16 protein-coding genes are annotated in these 17313 nt (G+C 59.0%); 4 read left to right on the top strand and 12 right to left on the bottom strand.

The annotated features are described in order from the left end of the window. Window positions 1-7 precede the first annotated feature (7 nt). From J7380_RS14720 to J7380_RS14700, 5 genes are all read right to left on the bottom strand, one after another. Window positions 8-2902: a formate dehydrogenase subunit alpha gene (locus J7380_RS14720; protein WP_209196535.1), complete on the bottom strand. Its 2895-nt coding sequence runs from the start codon at window positions 2900-2902 to the stop codon at window positions 8-10. Window positions 2903-3008: 106 nt separating this feature from the next. Then, a complete protein-coding gene (locus tag J7380_RS14715) occupies window positions 3009-3197 on the bottom strand; it encodes a twin-arginine translocation signal domain-containing protein (RefSeq protein ID WP_209196534.1) in 189 nt (62 codons plus the stop codon). A gap of 63 nt (window positions 3198-3260) precedes the next feature. Next, complete coding sequence (locus J7380_RS14710) at window positions 3261-3872, bottom strand: molecular chaperone TorD family protein (protein WP_209196533.1); 612 nt, start codon at window positions 3870-3872, stop codon at window positions 3261-3263. A gap of 4 nt (window positions 3873-3876) precedes the next feature. After that, on the bottom strand, window positions 3877-4461 hold the full coding sequence (locus J7380_RS14705) for a DUF3306 domain-containing protein (RefSeq protein WP_209196532.1): 585 nt from the start codon (window positions 4459-4461) through the stop codon (window positions 3877-3879). Then, on the bottom strand, window positions 4458-5012 hold the full coding sequence (locus J7380_RS14700) for a DUF3305 domain-containing protein (RefSeq protein ID WP_209196531.1): 555 nt from the start codon (window positions 5010-5012) through the stop codon (window positions 4458-4460). The genes J7380_RS14705 and J7380_RS14700 overlap by 4 nt, the downstream gene beginning before the upstream one ends. Before the next feature lie 264 nt (window positions 5013-5276). On the opposite strand from J7380_RS14700, the gene J7380_RS14695 reads away from it, so the two are divergent. After that, a complete protein-coding gene (locus J7380_RS14695) occupies window positions 5277-7229 on the top strand; it encodes a 4Fe-4S binding protein (RefSeq protein ID WP_209196530.1) in 1953 nt (650 codons plus the stop codon). On the opposite strand, the gene J7380_RS14690 is transcribed toward J7380_RS14695, so the two are convergent. Further along, entirely contained in the window at window positions 7223-7951 is a 729-nt protein-coding gene (locus J7380_RS14690) for a hypothetical protein (protein WP_209196529.1), read from the bottom strand. The two genes, J7380_RS14695 and J7380_RS14690, sit on opposite strands and share 7 nt — an antisense overlap. A gap of 109 nt (window positions 7952-8060) precedes the next feature. On the opposite strand from J7380_RS14690, the gene J7380_RS14685 reads away from it, so the two are divergent. Genes J7380_RS14685 through J7380_RS14675 form a run of 3 tightly spaced genes read left to right on the top strand, consistent with a single transcriptional unit; the run spans window position 8061 to window position 10290 of the window. After that, window positions 8061-9122, top strand: a complete 1062-nt coding sequence (locus tag J7380_RS14685) for an Mrp/NBP35 family ATP-binding protein (protein ID WP_209196528.1) — start codon at window positions 8061-8063, stop codon at window positions 9120-9122. After that, window positions 9119-9808 carry a biotin/lipoate--protein ligase family protein gene (locus J7380_RS14680; RefSeq protein WP_209196527.1) on the top strand — a complete coding sequence of 230 codons (690 nt, stop codon included), beginning with the start codon at window positions 9119-9121 and terminating at the stop codon, window positions 9806-9808. The genes J7380_RS14685 and J7380_RS14680 overlap by 4 nt, the downstream gene beginning before the upstream one ends. Before the next feature lie 2 nt (window positions 9809-9810). After that, window positions 9811-10290: a DUF6505 family protein gene (locus J7380_RS14675; protein ID WP_170750768.1), complete on the top strand. Its 480-nt coding sequence runs from the start codon at window positions 9811-9813 to the stop codon at window positions 10288-10290. Here J7380_RS14675 and J7380_RS14670 read toward each other — a convergent pair whose 3' ends face one another. From J7380_RS14670 to J7380_RS14645, 6 genes are all read right to left on the bottom strand, one after another. Next, window positions 10291-10992, bottom strand: coding sequence for a sulfotransferase family 2 domain-containing protein (locus J7380_RS14670; protein ID WP_209196526.1), 702 nt, complete (start codon window positions 10990-10992; stop codon window positions 10291-10293). Between the two features lie 54 nt (window positions 10993-11046). Then, window positions 11047-11547 (bottom strand): flavin reductase family protein, encoded by a 501-nt coding sequence (locus J7380_RS14665; protein ID WP_209196525.1) that lies wholly within the window; start codon window positions 11545-11547, stop codon window positions 11047-11049. 89 nt (window positions 11548-11636) lie between these two features. Further along, complete coding sequence (locus J7380_RS14660) at window positions 11637-13049, bottom strand: 3'-5' exonuclease (RefSeq protein WP_209196524.1); 1413 nt, start codon at window positions 13047-13049, stop codon at window positions 11637-11639. A gap of 1 nt (window position 13050) precedes the next feature. Continuing rightward, complete coding sequence (locus tag J7380_RS14655; RefSeq protein ID WP_209196523.1) at window positions 13051-13569, bottom strand: hypothetical protein; 519 nt, start codon at window positions 13567-13569, stop codon at window positions 13051-13053. A gap of 25 nt (window positions 13570-13594) precedes the next feature. Beyond that, on the bottom strand, window positions 13595-15418 hold the full coding sequence (locus J7380_RS14650) for a DUF294 nucleotidyltransferase-like domain-containing protein (protein ID WP_209196522.1): 1824 nt from the start codon (window positions 15416-15418) through the stop codon (window positions 13595-13597). A gap of 110 nt (window positions 15419-15528) precedes the next feature. Further along, the gene (locus tag J7380_RS14645) at window positions 15529-17313 is read right to left on the bottom strand and encodes a sodium:solute symporter family protein (RefSeq protein ID WP_209196521.1); all 1785 of its coding nucleotides are present in this window, start codon (window positions 17311-17313) and stop codon (window positions 15529-15531) included.

Raw genomic sequence — 17313 nt, 5'->3', positions numbered from 1 at the left:
TCCTCCTTTACGCTGCCGAGATCTTGCAGAGAGTACACTTGGACTCCTGCATCTGGGTCACTGAATCGTAGCCATAGGTCTGGGCGGTGTTGGAACTTTCACCCAAGACATAGGGGTCTGCACCTGCGGGGTATTTCGACCGCAGATCATCGCCCTGGAAATGGCCGCCAAAGTGGAACGGCATAAAGGCCACACCGGCGCCGACCCTGTTGGTCAGCATCGCCATCACCTTGACCTTTCCGCCCTCAGGCCCTTCGACCCAGACCTGTTGCCCGTCACGAATACCAAGGTTGTTGGCATCGCGGGGGTTGATCTCGACGAACATGTCCTGCTGAAGCTCGGCCAGCCACGGGTTCGACCGGCTTTCATCGCCGCCGCCTTCATATTCGACCAAACGACCAGACGTCAGGATTATCGGGTAATCCTTTGAAAAGTCGTTCTTTTGGATCGAGGCATAAAGGGTTGGCAGACGATAGGCCTGACGGTCCTCGTAGGTCGGATAGTCCTCCACCAGATCGCGCCGGTTGGTATATAGCGGCTCGCGGTGCAGTGGGATCGGATCCGGGAAGGTCCAGACGACCGCGCGGGCTTTGGCGTTCCCGAAGGGCGCACAGCCATGCTTGATCGCAACCCGCTGGATACCGCCTGAAAGGTCGGTCTTCCAGTTGGTTTCAGGACCCGCAACAGCGTCAATCGCCGCGCGTTCCTCGGCGGTCAGATCGCCATCCCAGCCAAGATCCATCAGCATCTGCATCGTGAATTCGGGATACCCATCCTGAATTTCCGACCCAACGCTATAGACCCCTTCGGCCAGCAGGTTGTCACCATCGCGTTCCACACCGAAACGGGCGCGGAAGGTCAGGCCGCCTTCGGCCACCGGTTTGGACATATCATAGAGGTTTGGTGTCCCCGTATGACCCATCTCAGCCGTTCCCCAGCAGGGCCACGGAAGGCCGTAGTATTCGCCGTCGTTGGGTCCACCGATGGCTTGCAGCGTTGTTCTGTCGAACGTGTGCTGGTTGGCCATATGGCTTTTCAGGCGTTCCGGCGACTGACCGGTATAGCCGATGGTCCAGAGGCCCGAGTTGAATTCACGCGTGATGCTTTCAACATTCGGGGTCTCGGCATCTTCCATCTCGATATTGCGGAAGAAGCGGTCTGCCCAGCCAAACTTGTTGGCGAACTTGGCCATGATGACCTCGTCCGGCAGGCTTTCGAACAGCGGATCAACAACCTTGTCGCGCCACTGCAGAGACCGGTTCGATGCCGTGGCCGAACCACGTGTTTCGAACTGCGTACAGGCGGGCAACAGGTAGACACCATCGGTGCGGTCATGCAGAACAGCCGAGACAGTGGGATACGGGTCGATCACGACCAGCATGTCCAGCTTCTCCATCGCCGTCTTCATTTCCGTCATCCGGGTCTGCGAGTTGGGCGCGTGGCCCCACAGAACCATGGCGCGGACGTTGTTGTCCTGATCCATGTTGGCTGGGTCTTCCAGAACACCGTCGATCCAGCGGGAGACCGGGATGCCGCGCTCGTTCTGAAGTGGCTTGTCCTTGCCTTCCTTGTCCTTGATCGTGGCGAATTGACCCGCCAGCCATTCGGGATCTTCACCCCAGACACGCGCCCAGTGACCCCAAGCACCCTTGGACAGGCCATAGTAGCCGGGCAGGGTATGGGACAGAACACCAAGGTCCGTCGCGCCCTGAACGTTGTCATGGCCGCGGAAGATGTTGGTGCCACCACCCGAGGTGCCCATGTTGCCCAGCGCAAGCTGAAGCACGCAGTAGGCGCGGGTGTTGTTGTTGCCGTTCGTGTGCTGCGTACCACCCATGCACCATACAACGGTGCCGGGGCGGTTGTTCACCATGGTCCGGGCAACGCGGCGCAGCTGCGAGCCGGGTGTGCCGGTGACGCGCTCAACCTCTTCGGGGTTCCACTTGCGCACTTCTTCCTGAATCTGGTCCATACCCCAGACACGGGTGCGGATGAACTCTTTGTCCTCCCAGCCGTTTTCGAAGATGTGCCACAGGATACCCCAAACCAGTGCAACGTCGGTGCCGGGGCGGAAACGGACATATTCATCCGCGTGGGCCGCGGTGCGCGTAAAGCGCGGGTCGCAGACGATCAGAGGCGCGTTGTTCTGCTCTTTCGCGCGCAGGATATGCAGCAGCGAGACGGGGTGCGCCTCGGCGGGGTTGCCACCGATGATAAAGATGGCCCGGCTGTTGTGCATGTCGTTGTACGAGTTGGTCATGGCGCCGTAGCCCCATGTGTTCGCAACGCCCGCAACAGTGGTCGAGTGGCAGATACGCGCCTGATGGTCCACGTTGTTCGTGCCCCAGTAGGCGGCGAACTTGCGGAACAGATAGGCCTGTTCGTTATTATGTTTCGCAGAACCCAGCCAGTACACGCTGTCTGGCCCGGATTCTTCGCGGATGTTCATCATGCCGTCGCCGATCTCGTCGATCGCCTGTTCCCAGCTGATGCGCTTCCACTCTCCGCCTTCTTTTTTCATCGGGTACTTCAGGCGGCGCTCACCATGGGCGTGCTCGCGGACCGAGGCGCCCTTGGCGCAGTGCGCACCCAGGTTGAACGGGCTGTCCCAGCCGGGTTCCTGCCCGACCCAGACGCCGTTCTGCACTTCGGCAACGACTGTACAGCCGACCGAGCAGTGGGTGCATACGGATTTGATGTTTTCGACGGCCTGATTGGCCGCTGTCTGGGCACTGGCTGGCGTCACGGTTCCACCCGTGGCGCTGATCGCGGCAAGGCCGCCGATCGTCAGGCCCGAGCCACGCAGGAATGCGCGGCGATCGACGGTTTTCTCGCCGACCTGGGACAGGATACTTGTCCGCTGGGGGCGTCTCGCAACCCCGTTGGTCTTTTTCCTAAGCATTACTTTCCTCCCTTGCGTGCCGTGTCAGCCACGGCTGCTTGGTACTTCGCAAAACCGACGTCAGGGCCAATCGCAACCGTCTGTCGGGTGGTGAAGGCGTCCGATCCTAGAACCGGGTGCTTTCCAGATATGCGCGCGTGTGCGCGGTGTCCTGCATCCGGGTTTCGTCCGTGGGCAGCTCGGCTGCTTCGGCCTGTCCGGTCAGAGTGGCGGCGGCGACAGCAGCAGGCGCTGCGGTTCCGGCCAGTTTGAGGAAGTCGCGGCGCGATGCGCCTTCTTCCTTGGTCTTGCTCATGGGGTTCTCCTTTCCCATTTGCAGTTTAACGCCCCGCAAGGGACGCTGGCGAATGACAACGTCTCACGCTGCCGACATTCGGAAAGCTTCGCGCTCAATCTCCATGAACACCCGACCGGCCGTGCCGACCGAGGCATAGAGGACCGAGTTCTCGGCACCTTCCAAATCCGAATAGAAATGCGTGGCCCAAGGGCCGATATGTTTGTTCCAGAACGCTTTCTGGTCTTCCAAAGACGCGGGAGACCCGAACCGGCCGACGATCATCCCCGCCATCATCTCCATCAACGAGGCGATGTTGTCCTCGGGTTCATAGACGTTTTGTGCCCGCGTGATACCGCGCGCGGCCATGTCATTGCGCAGCTGTGCCAGGGGTTTCTCGTTCAGGAACCCGGTCAGGTAGAAGCTGGCATAGGGCAGCAATTCGCCACGCCCCAAACCGATGAACAGTGCGTTGAACTCACGTTCAGCAGCGGCGGGTTTGGTAACTTTGGCCACCCGCGACATCGCCTGGATGGCCTGACCCAGATCGCTGTCATCGCCGCTGAGGCCCACCATCTGGTCCAGCAGCATCTGATCGGGCGGACCGGCCAACAACAGGCCCAGAAAGTTGTAGAAATCCGCGCGCAGGCGATCCTCGGCCGAGACATCCATCTGTTGCGCTTCACTTGCGGTCATTCGGTTATCCTTCGAATTCAAATTTCATACGGCGCGGGGCAGGGGCAATGTCCGCCTCCTCCAGCGCGTCTGGTTCTATTTCCGCCACGAGAACGGGCTCTGGGTCGGGCGTATCGATCTCTTCGGGTTCTGGCTGAGGTTCCTCGGCCTCGACCTCGATATCGGTTTCTTCCGCCTCGGCTTCGGCCTTGGCGGCCAGCGCTTCGACATGAGCCAACATGCCCTTGCCGACCTGATAGGCGGTCTGAAGGTTTTCGATCACACAGGCCGCGTCGGTGTAGTCTTCGCCATAATCGACCAGCCCATCGACATTGGCCAACACCGGATTCAGCCGCCACAACCTGCGCAAGGCGCGGCGGCGCAGACGGTCGGGGACGGCCTTGGCCATAAAGCCCGAGACGTCGTCACCCGCTTGCAACTGATCGGGATCGGGCAGGTTGAACTCGGCCAGAATCTCGGCGTCGGTCTTTTCCTCAAGCTCAGCGCGCTGGTCTGCGATCACCTGTTCTTCGGCTGCGATGACGTCGGCCTCAGCCTCGGCCTGTACGGCGGCTTTGCGGCGGGACCAGAAATCGCGGGCTTCGGTCATTGGATGATCCTCCGCGGGGCGCGGTAAACATCGGATTCTTGCCGTATCCGCGCATCGCCCTTGCCATCTTCGACCAGATCAGTGCGTTTCTTGTCGCGCTTGCGTTTAACGAAGACTTCATCGCGGTGATGTTCCAACGCGAAATCCCGTACCCAGGCGATCAGCCCGTCGGTCATTGGAATCTTCTCGACAATCTCTTCGCCGGTATCAGCATAGTCCTGCCCTTCAAAGGGTGAGGCTGTAACCAGCACAGCATCCATCGGGCGTTGCCCGTCCAGCGCATCACGCAGCACGAGGTATATCGAAGGTGTGCCGTCGGACAGGTTGACCATATACGCCTCGGTCTCATCCGCCCACAAAGTGAGGGGCAGGGTGGCCGCGTGGTATTCCACAGCTTCCCCTTCACGGCGCATTTCGTGCCAGTCCGCAGGACCGGCGCCGGGCAACACCGCAACCGCGCGCCAGTTCCATTTCGCCCAGCGAGTGACACCGGGTGTTTTGCGCACAACAACGCCTATCGGCATTTCAATCTGAGTAGCGGCCTTCGCCACGTAAATCCTCCCCGGAAGGCTCTCCCCTGCCTTCCCCATGTCCACTATGGTACACAAAGTGATCTTCTGCCAAGTCCAAGCACTACGACTTTAGTCGCATACGTCGATAGCGAGTTCGTGAGGGGCCTTGTTCCCGGGTAGAAAAACAGGGTTGTGTAGCACGTCCGGGGTTTGGATTTGGCGTGTTTGCGATGGGGTTTACATTGCCGTTCCCGGAATACAGCTTACTGTGCTGTAAAATGGCGCGACATCCGGGGAGGGGATATGAGCACCAAGATATTGCTATGCGACTGCGCGGGCACTCAGCGCGTAGACGCAGACAAGATCGCATCCGCCTGTGATGCGACCTGTTCCAAGGTCCACACGGCCCTGTGTACGCGCGAGCTGGAGACAACTGCCAAGTTTATGCAGGACGGTGACGTGATCGTCGCCTGTGGGCAAGAGCAGGAAGTCTTTCGCGACCTGGCCGAAGAGCTGGGGGTCGAGGCCCCGGGTTTCGTCGATCTGCGTGACCGCGCGGGATGGTCGGATGAGGGCGCGCATGCAGCACCCAAGATGGCAGCGCTGGCGGCCGAGGTGCTGTTGCCGCAGCCGATCACGCCCAGCGTCGATGTCGTCAGCGAAGGCACGTGTTTTATCATCGGCCCCGGTGCAGTTGTGTTTGATCTGGCAGAGCGTCTGTCCTCGACCTTGGCCGTCACGGTCCTGAGCACTGACGATAGCGAGCCGATGTCGCGCGCCTATGATGTAGTGCGCGGGCGTGTTCGGTCGCTGACCGGTGCTTTGGGTGGGTTTTCCCTGCGTCTGGATGCGCTGCAACAGTTAGAACCCGGCGGGCGCGGGGCGTTTGCATGGTCTGAGCCGCGCGATGGGGCGGGCTCATCCTGCGATATCGTGCTGGACCTGACCGGGGATACGCCGTTCGTGCAGGCCCCTGCCAAGCGCGAAGGGTATCTGAGGGCCGACCCCAAGGATACGGTCGCTGTTGAACGTTTGGCCTTTGAGGCCGCGCAACTGGTCGGCACGTTCGAAAAGCCGCTTTATGTGCGGATGGAGGAAACCCTCTGCGCCCATTCCCGCGCCGAACAGGTAGGGTGTTCGAACTGTCTGGACATCTGCCCGACCGGTGCGATCACCTCTGCGGGTGAACATGTGGCGATCGATCCCATGATCTGCGCCGGATGCGGAGAATGCGCGGCGGTTTGCCCCTCGACTGCGATCACCTACGAAGACCCACCGGTTGCAGCGCTGTTGTCCCGGATGCACATTCTGGCGCGCACCTATCGACGGGCCGAGGGCCAGGCGCCCCGGCTGCTGGTTCATGATGCCCACGGGGCTGAGATGATCCGACTGTCCGCCCGGTTCGGTCGCGGATTGCCTGCCGACGTGGTCCCATTGGAACTGAACGTCATCTCTGGCTTTGGCCATTCCGAAATGCTGGCCGCGCTGGCCCATGGATTTGCCCGTGTGGATGTCTTGCTTGCGCCAACGACCGAGCGGGATGCGCTGGACCGTGAACTGGCACTGGCCGAAGCCATTGCAGGTGCGGGCAAGCTGGGCTTGATTGATCAGGCCGATCCGGATGCCATGTCTGACGAACTATACGCGCAGGACATCCCAGCGCCTTTGACCGATCCGGTGCTGCCCTTGGGGAACCGGCGTCAAATCGCTCGCTTGGCCGCGCAGGCGCTCAACCCTCAGGCCGAAGCGCCGTTGCCATTGCCCGAAGATGCGCCTTACGGGGCCGTTGCCGTCAATACCGACAGCTGCACACTGTGCCTGAGCTGCGTGTCGCTCTGCCCGTCGGGGGCGTTGATCGACAACCCCGACATGCCGCAGTTGAACTTCCAGCAGGATGCCTGCCTGCAATGCGGTATGTGCCGAACAATCTGCCCCGAGGACGCGATCACTCTGGTGCCGCAACTGGACCTGAGCGATGCGGCCCTGTCGCAGCAGGTGTTGAACGAGGAAGAACCCTTTGCCTGCGTCGAATGCGGCGCTCTGTTCGGCGTTAAATCCACAGTTGAAAGGATCATGGAGAAGCTGTCGGGCACGCATCCGATGTTTGCCACCTCGGACAAGGCGCGGATGATCCAGATGTGCGACAACTGCCGTGTGAACGCACAGTTCCAGCAACAGGACAACCCGTTCCAGTCTGCGCCGCGTCCCAAGGTGGTTACGACCGAGGATTATTTCTCAAAGCGCAAGGATCATTGAAGCTGCAACGGTGCGCCCAGATCCGCGGCTTTGATGACCGATACAAAGGCCAGTATCGCCTCCAACTCGTCCAGCGTCATCTGGACGGGGTGGATGGGCGAGGGGCGTTCGGGGTCAAAGGGCAATGTCAGCCCGTCGATCTGGGTAAAGGCGGGGTGTGGGTTCAGAGCAAAGAACGCCTCGAACCGTTCCGACCAGTCGGGCATGGCGCGCAGGACAGCAAAAGAAGGCGTCGAGCCCAGACCATTCATGCGGTTTTGCGGGCCGATCACGTGGCACCGCCCGCAATGAGTCATCGAAAGCTCTTCGCCCCACGCGGCGTCGCCATCAACGACTACCTCTTCCTGCACCGCCGCAACCTCAACCTCCGCCGAGAAGGGCGCGCCGGTTTCCGGAGCAAACCCTTCAACCGTGCGCTTGCCGATATCGGACAGCAGCCAGTCGCGGAACCGTTCGTGTTTGGCATCCTCACCGATCCTGAGGTGATAGATCACACCGTCGCGGGCAAAGACTGGATCGCCCGGCGGGCCGCTTTCCAGCACCAAAACACCCGTATCATCGGCAATAACGCGTATCCCGGTCTTGAGCGAGAAGCGCGGAAGAATATGTTGCAACAGACCAGAGTCGGCAACCTCGGGCGGGGCAGCCAGTCCCAATGCCTCTTGCGACCAAGAGGGGGTGGCGGAGAGCGTCAGGCTCAGGCACAAAAGGATAACGCGCATGGGGTCAGCCTAACGGCAGCGCCCTGATTGCGTCAAATAAACTGAATGAGACGGAGACACATGCAATGAAAATCAACCACTTGGTTGGATCGACACACGGAGAAATGGCATGAGTGTTCGTGACGCAGTTCTGGCGAACCTGAAGAAAATCACCGATCCAATGTCCGGACAAGACATTGTCAGCGCCGGGATCGTGCGTGCGCTGAATGTCGAAAGTGACACCGTGCGCTTCGTGATGGAGATCGACCCTAAGAACGCCGAAAAGATGGAACCCGTGCGCGCAGCGGCCGAGCAGGCCGCGCAGATGGTTGAAGGTGTGTCCAAGGTCTCGGCCATGCTGACCGCGCATTCCGACAAGGCACCGCCGGATCTGAAGCCGAAACCTAAACCCTCGCAAACTGGCCCGCAGCCGGTGGCGGGGGTGGATCGCATCATCGCCGTGGCCTCGGGTAAGGGGGGTGTCGGTAAATCGACCGTGTCCGCGAACCTTGCCTGTGCGCTGGCTGCCGAGGGGCGGCGCGTAGGTCTGTTGGATGCGGATGTGTACGGCCCGTCGCAGCCTCGGATGCTGGGTGTTTCCGGTCGTCCGGCCAGCCCGGATGGCAAAACGATCCTGCCGCTGCGCAATCACGGCGTCACCATGATGTCGATGGGGCTGATGACCAACGAAGGGCAGGCGGTTGTCTGGCGTGGCCCGATGCTGATGGGCGCGTTGCAGCAGATGATGAACCAGGTGCAATGGGGCGCGCTGGATGTGCTGATCGTCGACCTGCCGCCCGGCACCGGTGACGTGCAACTGACGCTCAGCCAGAAGTTCCAGGTGGATGGCGCGATTGTTGTGTCGACCCCGCAGGACGTAGCCCTGATCGATGCCCGCAAGGGGATCGACATGTTCAACCAGTTGAAAACGCCCATCGTCGGCATGATCGAGAACATGTCCACCCATATCTGTTCGAATTGCGGACATGAGGAACATGTGTTCGGCCATGGTGGTGTAGCGTCCGAGGCTGAATCGCTAGGCGTTCCGCTGCTGGGGGAAATCCCTCTGCATCTGGACATTCGCGTGGCCGCTGATGGGGGTGCGCCCATCGTGGTCAGTAAACCCGACAGCCCGCAGGCTGAGGCATTCCGCAAAGTCGCCCGCGACTTAATCGCCAAGGGCAACGCATGAGCGAGCTGGTTTTTCCCCCTCTGTTGGTCGGTCACCCGGTGCAGGGGGGACAAGATCCGTTTCAGCGCGCTCAGGCCATGGCCGCGTTGGGCTGCGATGCGGGCACCGTGGTTTACAATATTCAGGCCGACCGCTTACGCGTGGCTATCGTCTTTGCACCCGAAGTTCCGCTGCAGGACGCGATGGCGATGTTGCCGCTATGTGCCGTAGGATTCCAGAACGCGCTGGGCGCACTGGCGCCGCCCGAGGTGGCGGTGCATCTGGACTGGGACGGCGCGATCTGTGTGAACGGGGCTAAATGCGGGATGTTTCAGGTCGCGGCCTCAAGCACCGCGCCCGAGGAAGAGCCTGATTGGCTGATCGTGGGCTGGGAACTGGCGCTGATACAAACCAGCGATGCGCCCGGCGAAAACCCAGATATTACAGCTCTTTATGACGAAGGCTGCGCCGAGGTATCGCCGACTCAACTGGTCGAAAGCTGGTCGCGGCACATGCTGACATGGCTCAATCGCTGGCAAGAGGACGGCAACGCGCCGCTGCATGCCGAATGGATGGGGTTGCTGCGCGGGGTGGGTGAACCCTATGACACAGGTGTCTTTCTGGGCACCGACGAGCGGTTCGGAATGCTGATCCGCGACGGTGCCGACACAACCCTGCGCCCCTTGACGGATCTACTGGAGTACTAAAGATGAAACTGGCCCGCGCGATCCATTTCGACGAAAGCGACATGAACGTATTTCATTCTCCGGCCCGCACGGGCGAGTGGTGTATCTCGGGCGGGTTCGAGTTTTCGAACTGGGGCGAGGGCGATCTTGAGGGCAAGGCCCGGCAGGCGTTCGCAAACGGATGGCTGGGTGTCGAGACCTTTGGCCGGGTGACATTCGTGGCAGTGACGCAAGTGGAACCAGCCGAGATCGACCAGATTGCGCAGAACCTGGCCGAGCATTTCGTACAAATCTACGGCGCGCCTTCGGTTGAGGCGGCGATGGGCGTCGCGCAAGCCGAAATCACTCATATGTCCGAGCTATGCGAAGAACATGCGCCCAACACCCTGCTGACCGTCGCGCGTGAACTATCCGAGACGGGTGTGCATGAGGCTTTCCGCATCATCACCCCGCAGGAAACCCAGCTTGAAGCGCTGGCCGTGCATGGGTCGCTGGACGAGTAACTAAATTGGTTTCAGCTTAGGGTGCTTCAGCAACTCCATCGGGTCCATGGATTGGTTATTCGGATCAGTGCTGTAGCCTAGTAAGTTGAAATCCGCGCGGAACGTTTCGACGACAATATCTATCATCTCGGAGTTGTAGTGATCCGCAACTACCCTTGATCTATTGGACTTGTTTTGGTGGCTTAAACTGGCTTGGATGTCGACTTTCGCGCAAAAACTCTGAAAGTTGGTGCTTAGGTTTTCCATTCGGCCAACATAGCTGACAAGACATCGGTTCTGTTCGTCCAACAGGAAACTTGTTTGTCTGTAAGGTGAAAGCTCGCCTCCGCAGCGCGTCAATATAAACTCTTTAAAAGAAATACCTTTGACCGCCTGGTGGTCATGATGAATTTCGGTTTGTTGGATGTAGCTATATAGTGAAATCAACAAGTCGAATGGATTACGAACGAATGCAACCGAGCGCATTGTCCAATACACTGGGCCCAAGCGTTCCAGATAGTCTATCGCCTTGGCATGATCTGGAAGTGGCTGGAACCGTGACTTTTGGTAGATGCCCCTGTTTATCGTTCGACCGTCCAAGCTTTTTAACATCCGCTGCAACGGATTCGGCCGATCAAATTCCTTACGTAACGCCCATGCGACCGAGCTTCCGCCGGTTTTGGGTATGTGGACGAAGACTATTTTATTCCTGGTGCCGATCATCGCACTACATTGCTATATTATTCATATATAGCAATGTAATTTAGGTTTATTGATCTATATTAGATCGGCAAAACCTCCAAATTGACCACGCTTGAAAATCAACCCCTTGCCTGTGCGGTACATCACCTTTTCGACCTGGCCAATCAGGATAAGGTGATCTCCGGCATCGTGTTGGGCGTTTAGCGTGCAATCAAACCGAGCAAGGCAATCAGACAGGTGGGGACGCTTGGCATGGTCAGCTATCCAATCTGCGTGCGAGAAGTCTTCGCCATTTTCGGCAAACTTCAGAGCTTGATCCTGCTGATCTTCGGCCATGACATGGATCGAATAATGCTGGCAGTTATGGAACGCGCCGAACCGGTTTGAATCCTTTGCAAGGCACCAAAGAACCAGAGGTGGGTCCAGCGAAACCGACGAAAAGGAATTCACCGTGATCGCCCGCGGCCCCATTTCGGTATGCGTTGTCACAACGGTGACTCCTGTTCCGAAACAGCCCAAGGCTTCGCGGAAAGCGATGCTTTGGTCGGGGGATGGGGTGAAAGTGGTCTCGGTCATCACGCGCTCATTCAGTGGCCGCGCCTCAGGTGCCACGGCGCAATGAAATTGTCCACGAAAAGCTGCGCTTGAAACTGTATTTTTCCAGCCTAGTTGAGGTCTTCCAGTAAGCGTCCGTGCTGACGGGTCGCCTCGATCACCGCGCCAAAGGTGGTCATGCCGCGTGCCTCAAGCATCGGTAACATACGAACCAGCGCCTCGGCCGTTGCGACCGCATCGCCAAGTGCCGTATGGCGCAACTCTGGCGGGATAGTGATGTCGAGCCTGTCACACACGGCGTCCAGTGTGTGTGTGTCACTGGCGCCGAACAGAACGGCGGACAGCAGGACAGTATCCAGAATGGGGTGGTTCCATTCAACGCCCATCCGGTTCGCATGACGGCGCAGAAAAGCCATGTCGAATGGCGCATTATGGGCCACGATCACCGCGTCCTGCGCAAATTGATGAAAGACTCGGCCGGCCTCGGCAATTCCAGGCGCACCAGAGACCATGTTGTCTGTGATCTTGTGAACCTTGGTCGAGGCAGCAGGGATCGGCATACCGGGGTCGACCAATAAATCCAGCCGCTCGCCTTCAATGATCCGACCATTTACGACACGCACTGCTCCGATCTGAACAATTTCGTCCTTGTGTGGCAGCAGTCCCGTGGTTTCGGTGTCGAAGACGACAAAGCAAAGTTCACGTAAGTCGCTGGTCCGAAACTCTTGATTGGCATCCGAGTTTAGTAGGGCAAAGTCATAGACCAGTGGTCGGGCTGCCTCGGGCGCGATATTGGTGGCGCTGTCGTCAAAAATAAGCATGTAACCTGGCGCGTCGCCCAACGGTTTCATGCGTGCCATATAGGTTTGTGTGCCGTCGATGTTTGTCAGCGTGCAGCTGACTTCAAGCCCAGTTTTGGTAAGTTTGGCAAAGGCTTGCTCCAAGGGACCCATCTGAAAATACTCGGACATCGACGCATTCAGGCGGGGATGTGAAATCTGTGCAAGAACTTCGGCCGCCTGACCATCATAGAGCACGATCTTATGCGTCGGGCTGGCCAGCAGCATGGCGACCGGAATGTCGGTCAGCAGGGCTGTCAGCTTCTGCTTTTCGGCAGCCAGATGGGCGGTTTCAGCAGCTACGGCTTCTGCTACGCTCATGGTCTTCTCTGACAATTGGTCGGCAAGACCAGCCGCAGCAGGGGCCAGATCGCCCAGGTAACGCGCGGCCTGAACATCCATTTCCCGATTGACGCCTGCGTGCGCGCGCGCGCGCAGCTCAGCCGAAAGACGCTCGATCGGCTTGGCGACGTTATCATCAAACAGCAACCAAACGGCGGCTATCAGCGCCACAAAGCCAAAAGCCATCAGGATTTCAGCAAAGATGAAGGCGTTGACCAATGCAGGATCTGCAACGCGCCGATAACTGATCCACAAGGCGAGAGAACTGACAGCTAACCCGCCTACAGCCAGCAGGCAAAAAAACAGGAAGATGCGTAAGCGCAGGCTTAACCGTGTCAGCATGTTACACTCCGCAGGTGGCCTCGATGATGGGGTCGTTGGTTTCCGCGTTGATCCAGTCGGCGTTCAGCAGCTGACCTTCGGATCCGAATTCGGCCCCGTCCGCCAGATTGGCGCGCTGGTTCTGTGCGCAATCCACAGCGACCGGCAGCTTGGAAACCGGGGACCAGCGCCCAAAAAAGTAAAGGTCTACCAGCCGTTGCTCGGGCACCTGTTCGTTGGTCCGAACCGAGGCTGTGTCAATCGCGGCAAAACGTTCAACAAACGGGGCCGCATAGGTCCAGGGGCGATAAAACGCGCGACTTTCGATTTCTTGAATAATCGCCATGCCTTCAGGCAGCGTATCTTTGGTGCGGTCATACCAGGAATACTCGCTGGAAATGGTCATTCCGATCATCCCCAAACCGGCCGCAACAGGGGCAGCCCACCTTGGCAAGCGACCGCCCGTCACCTTGTTCACCAGCATCACGACGCCTGCAAATGCGACGCCTGCGAAGAGTGTGGCGATCAGTTCCAGGAACATTGCGTTTCTCCCAATTTCGGCCGGTTTAACCCAGCATACCTTTTCCGTGGCCCACCGCCGATTGCATCGTCTTGATCACGACGAACGCGTCCCGAAGATGGCTGCGTTCGAAATCGGACAGGGCCGTGGGTGGCATGAAGTTGTCCGGCTTTTCGCCACTTTTTACAAGCCGCACCTGGTGTTCCAGACGTGTTTCAGCAATCAGATCATATGCATCCAGCAGATCCCGCGCCCCGGACTCGCTTAGGATACCAGCCGCTCCAGCCGCCCGTAATCGCGCGCGTGTGTTCGCCTCGGGAAGCATGCCTTGCAAGCTGTAAATCCGGGCCAGATCGACGACGGGAACGACACCGTTATGCTTTAGATCCAGCGTATTGCGGTGCTCACCTGACCGGATCGTCGCAAATCCCCGTAACAAACCAAGCGGAGGCGTGTGTTTCAACGAGTTTGAAATCATGTGCGCCACAAAGATCGAATTCGCCCGGGCTGCAGCCAGCGTATCGGCTTGCAGCTTGTCGAACAACTCGAATGCGCCACCGATCGGGCGTAGGTCAAACATGACGGATGCCAGCATTTGTGCTTCGGGGTTCGGCTTGGCGATCCAACCTTTGAAATAGTCGCGCCATACCCGGACAGGTTGGCACCAGCGCGGGTTTGTCGCCATCATGTCGCCGGGGCAATAGAAGTACCCGCATGTGTCCAGCCCGTCCGATACAAACTGTGCCAACGCATGGAAATAGGGCATGTCACCGTCGGTCACGCTGTCGTCCAGCATCAGGCAATTGTCCTGATCAGAAACACCAGTCTGTTCCTGCCGCCCTTGCGATCCGCAGGCCAGCCACAGATAGGGAACGGGGGGCGGGCCAAGCTTGGCTTCGGCCAAGGCCAACAGTCGACGGGTGGCTGTGTCAGCGATATCCGTGATCAGGCGGGTGACGATCTCGTGCCGGTTTCCTGCGGCAACAAGCTGTACCAGAAGCTGCGGGATTTCGTCGGTCACCGCAGCCATCTGTTGCGCTGTCTGCGCGGCTGCAATCCGGCGCACAAGTTCGGCCGAATTGACGGCCTGATAATGGGTCAAGTCGGTTTGTGTGACGATACCGACTAGCCGCCCACCTTCGGAGATAGGAACATGGCCAATCCCCCGTTCCATCATGATATGCAAAACATCCGAGCCTATATCGGAAGGTGACAGTGTAATCGGGTTAGCGGTCATAATCGCGGAAACGGGCGTGTCTGCGGGCATTTCCTCTGCAACAAATTTCCCGGACACGTCGCGCAGAGTCGCGATGCCAAGCAGAGTGTCCTGATCCGTCACGCACAGCGATGAGATATGCTTGTCACGCATCAGCTGCGCGGCTTCGCGGACCGGTGTATCAGGCGGGCAGGTGGCTGGGTTGCGCGCCATGAGAACGTCGATCGAACTGGTGGCCAGACTCTGTGGTCCCGCGCGTGTGGTGCGGCTGCGGTTGAAGAACTTAGCGACGACTTCATGTCCGGCGATCAATTCGCGCACCAGATCCGGAGGCAAAAGCAACAGCACCGATGAGGCGTCGGCGCGTGCCTTGGTGATTGCCTTGCCATCCTTCAAAAGCCCGCGTTCACCGAATGAGTTTCGTAGACCAAGATGCGAAACGACGACATCGTTCCGGTCTTTGATCTCAATCTGTCCCTCATAGATCACAAAAACACCGGGTAAAGAATGACCCAATTTGTAGACCGTGAAGTCCTCTTCGACCTCCCACACCTCGATCTGGTGTGCGATGGCGTCCAAGACATCCGCTGGTAGGGCGTCGTACGGGTGTACGGATTTCAAAAACCGGGTGATCTCATCATGGGACAGGGGCATGGAATACTCCTCGGTTTCCGGTTTAAAAATCCCGCCCGGTGGAGTGCCGGGCGGGAGTAGTCAGTCGAAAGACGCGGCCTTTGGCAAGTAGGCTTGGGGCCGCATCGTGCTCATTTATTCTGAGCTGCACCCGCGCCACGGGGAATGCGGACGCTTTCGACCAGATCCTTGATCTCCTGAGGAGTTTCCTTGGTCGCACCGGCCACGGTATAGGCGACGGCAAAGTTGACCATGGCACCGATTGCACCGAACGAGGTCGACTTGATCGGGCCAAGCAGCGGGTCAGCATCGGTGAACGAGTTGGTGCCCGGAATGAACAGCCAGCCCTTGTGCAGGAAGATGTAGATCAGCGTCACGACCAGACCAGCCAGCATACCAGCAACCGCGCCGGTGTTGTTGATGCGGGTCGAGAAGATCCCCATCATCAGCGCCGGGAAGATCGAGGCTGCCGCCAGACCGAAGGCCAAGGCCACCGTCTGCGCCGCGAAGCCCGGAGGATTCAGACCCAGCCATGTTGCCACAGCAATCGCCACAGCCATTGCGATACGTGCCGACAAAAGCTCGCCTTTTTCCGAGATCTGCGGGTTGATCGCACCCTTGATCAGGTCGTGGGACACCGCCGACGAGATCGCCAGCAACAGACCCGCAGCGGTTGACAGAGCAGCCGCAAGCCCACCAGCCGCGACCAGACCGATCACCCAACCCGGCAGGTTGGCAATTTCGGGGTTGGCCAGAACCAGGATGTCTCGGTTGAACTTGGTCAGCTCGTTTCCAACCCAGCCTTTTTCCTCGGCAATTGCCTGCAGGTCGGCATTCGCGTCGTTATAGTACTGGATTTTACCGTCGCCGTTCTTGTCTTCCCAATCCAGCAGGCCGGTTTTCTGCCACGTCTGCATCCAGTCATAGCGCGGGTCGTTGTCGATCGCTTCGACCGAAACAGCGCCGCCCTCGATGCCACCATTGGGCCACATCATGTCGGTGATGTTCAGACGCGCCATTGCGCCAACCGCAGGGGCGGTCAGATACAGCAGAGCGATGAAGACCAGCGTCCAGCCAGCGGACCAGCGGGCGTCAGACACTTTAGGCACGGTGAAGAAGCGCATGATCACGTGCGGCAGACCAGCAGTACCGATCATCAGCGACAGTGTGAACAGCACCATGTTCAGCGTGTTCGAGTGGTGCGCCGTATACTCGGCAAAGCCCAGTTCGGTCACGATCGCGTCCAGCTTGGTCAGCAGCGGCTCACCACTTGCGGTGTCGCCAAACAGACCCAGCGCCGGAACCGGCGTGCCAGTCAGCTGCAGCGAGATGAAGATGGCCGGGATGGTGTAGGCTGTGATCAGCACGCAGTACTGAGCAACCTGGGTGTAGGTCACACCCTTCATCCCGCCAAACACCGCGTAGGCAAAGACCACACAGGCACCGATCAGAAGACCGGATGTGTTCGACACCTCAAGGAAACGACCAAAGGCCACGCCAACGCCGGTCATCTGACCGATCACGTAGGTCACCGATGCTACGATCAGACAGATCACGGCAACGACACGTGCGGTTTGGCTGTAGAAACGGTCGCCGATGAATTCCGAGACGGTGTATTTGCCGAACTTACGCAGGTAAGGCGCAAGCAGCAGAGCTAGCAGCACGTAGCCACCGGTCCAACCCATCAGGAAGGTCGAGTTGTCATAGCCCGTAAAGGCAATCAGGCCCGCCATCGAGATGAACGAGGCCGCAGACATCCAGTCCGCCGCTGTCGCCATACCGTTGGTGACCGGGTGAACGCCGCGGCCAGCGGCGTAGAATTCCGATGTAGACCCCGCGCGGGCCCAGATCGCGATGCCGATGTACAGCGCAAAAGACGCGCCGACAAACAGCAGGTTGATGGTAAACTGGTCCAT

Source organism: Ruegeria sp. R8_1, from assembly GCF_017743815.1.
GTDB classification, from domain to species: domain Bacteria; phylum Pseudomonadota; class Alphaproteobacteria; order Rhodobacterales; family Rhodobacteraceae; genus Ruegeria; species Ruegeria lacuscaerulensis_A.
The sequence above is the reverse complement of the archived record's forward strand: the minus strand, read 5'-3'. Positions and strand labels throughout refer to the sequence as shown.

What these genes read in the sequence shown, in the direction of transcription:
- J7380_RS14720 (WP_209196535.1), bottom strand. Translation starts at nt 2,902, where the DNA reads ATGCTTAGGAAAAAGACCAACGGGGTTGCGAGACGCCCCCAGCGGACA.
- J7380_RS14715 (WP_209196534.1), bottom strand. Translation starts at nt 3,197, where the DNA reads ATGAGCAAGACCAAGGAAGAAGGCGCATCGCGCCGCGACTTCCTCAAA.
- J7380_RS14710 (WP_209196533.1), bottom strand. Translation starts at nt 3,872, where the DNA reads ATGACCGCAAGTGAAGCGCAACAGATGGATGTCTCGGCCGAGGATCGC.
- J7380_RS14705 (WP_209196532.1), bottom strand. Translation starts at nt 4,461, where the DNA reads ATGACCGAAGCCCGCGATTTCTGGTCCCGCCGCAAAGCCGCCGTACAG.
- J7380_RS14695 (WP_209196530.1), top strand. Translation starts at nt 5,277, where the DNA reads ATGAGCACCAAGATATTGCTATGCGACTGCGCGGGCACTCAGCGCGTA.
- J7380_RS14690 (WP_209196529.1), bottom strand. Translation starts at nt 7,951, where the DNA reads ATGCGCGTTATCCTTTTGTGCCTGAGCCTGACGCTCTCCGCCACCCCC.
- J7380_RS14685 (WP_209196528.1), top strand. Translation starts at nt 8,061, where the DNA reads ATGAGTGTTCGTGACGCAGTTCTGGCGAACCTGAAGAAAATCACCGAT.
- J7380_RS14680 (WP_209196527.1), top strand. Translation starts at nt 9,119, where the DNA reads ATGAGCGAGCTGGTTTTTCCCCCTCTGTTGGTCGGTCACCCGGTGCAG.
- J7380_RS14675 (WP_170750768.1), top strand. Translation starts at nt 9,811, where the DNA reads ATGAAACTGGCCCGCGCGATCCATTTCGACGAAAGCGACATGAACGTA.
- J7380_RS14670 (WP_209196526.1), bottom strand. Translation starts at nt 10,992, where the DNA reads ATGATCGGCACCAGGAATAAAATAGTCTTCGTCCACATACCCAAAACC.
- J7380_RS14665 (WP_209196525.1), bottom strand. Translation starts at nt 11,547, where the DNA reads ATGACCGAGACCACTTTCACCCCATCCCCCGACCAAAGCATCGCTTTC.
- J7380_RS14660 (WP_209196524.1), bottom strand. Translation starts at nt 13,049, where the DNA reads ATGCTGACACGGTTAAGCCTGCGCTTACGCATCTTCCTGTTTTTTTGC.
- J7380_RS14655 (WP_209196523.1), bottom strand. Translation starts at nt 13,569, where the DNA reads ATGTTCCTGGAACTGATCGCCACACTCTTCGCAGGCGTCGCATTTGCA.
- J7380_RS14650 (WP_209196522.1), bottom strand. Translation starts at nt 15,418, where the DNA reads ATGCCCCTGTCCCATGATGAGATCACCCGGTTTTTGAAATCCGTACAC.
- J7380_RS14645 (WP_209196521.1), bottom strand. Translation starts at nt 17,313, where the DNA reads ATGGACCAGTTTACCATCAACCTGCTGTTTGTCGGCGCGTCTTTTGCG.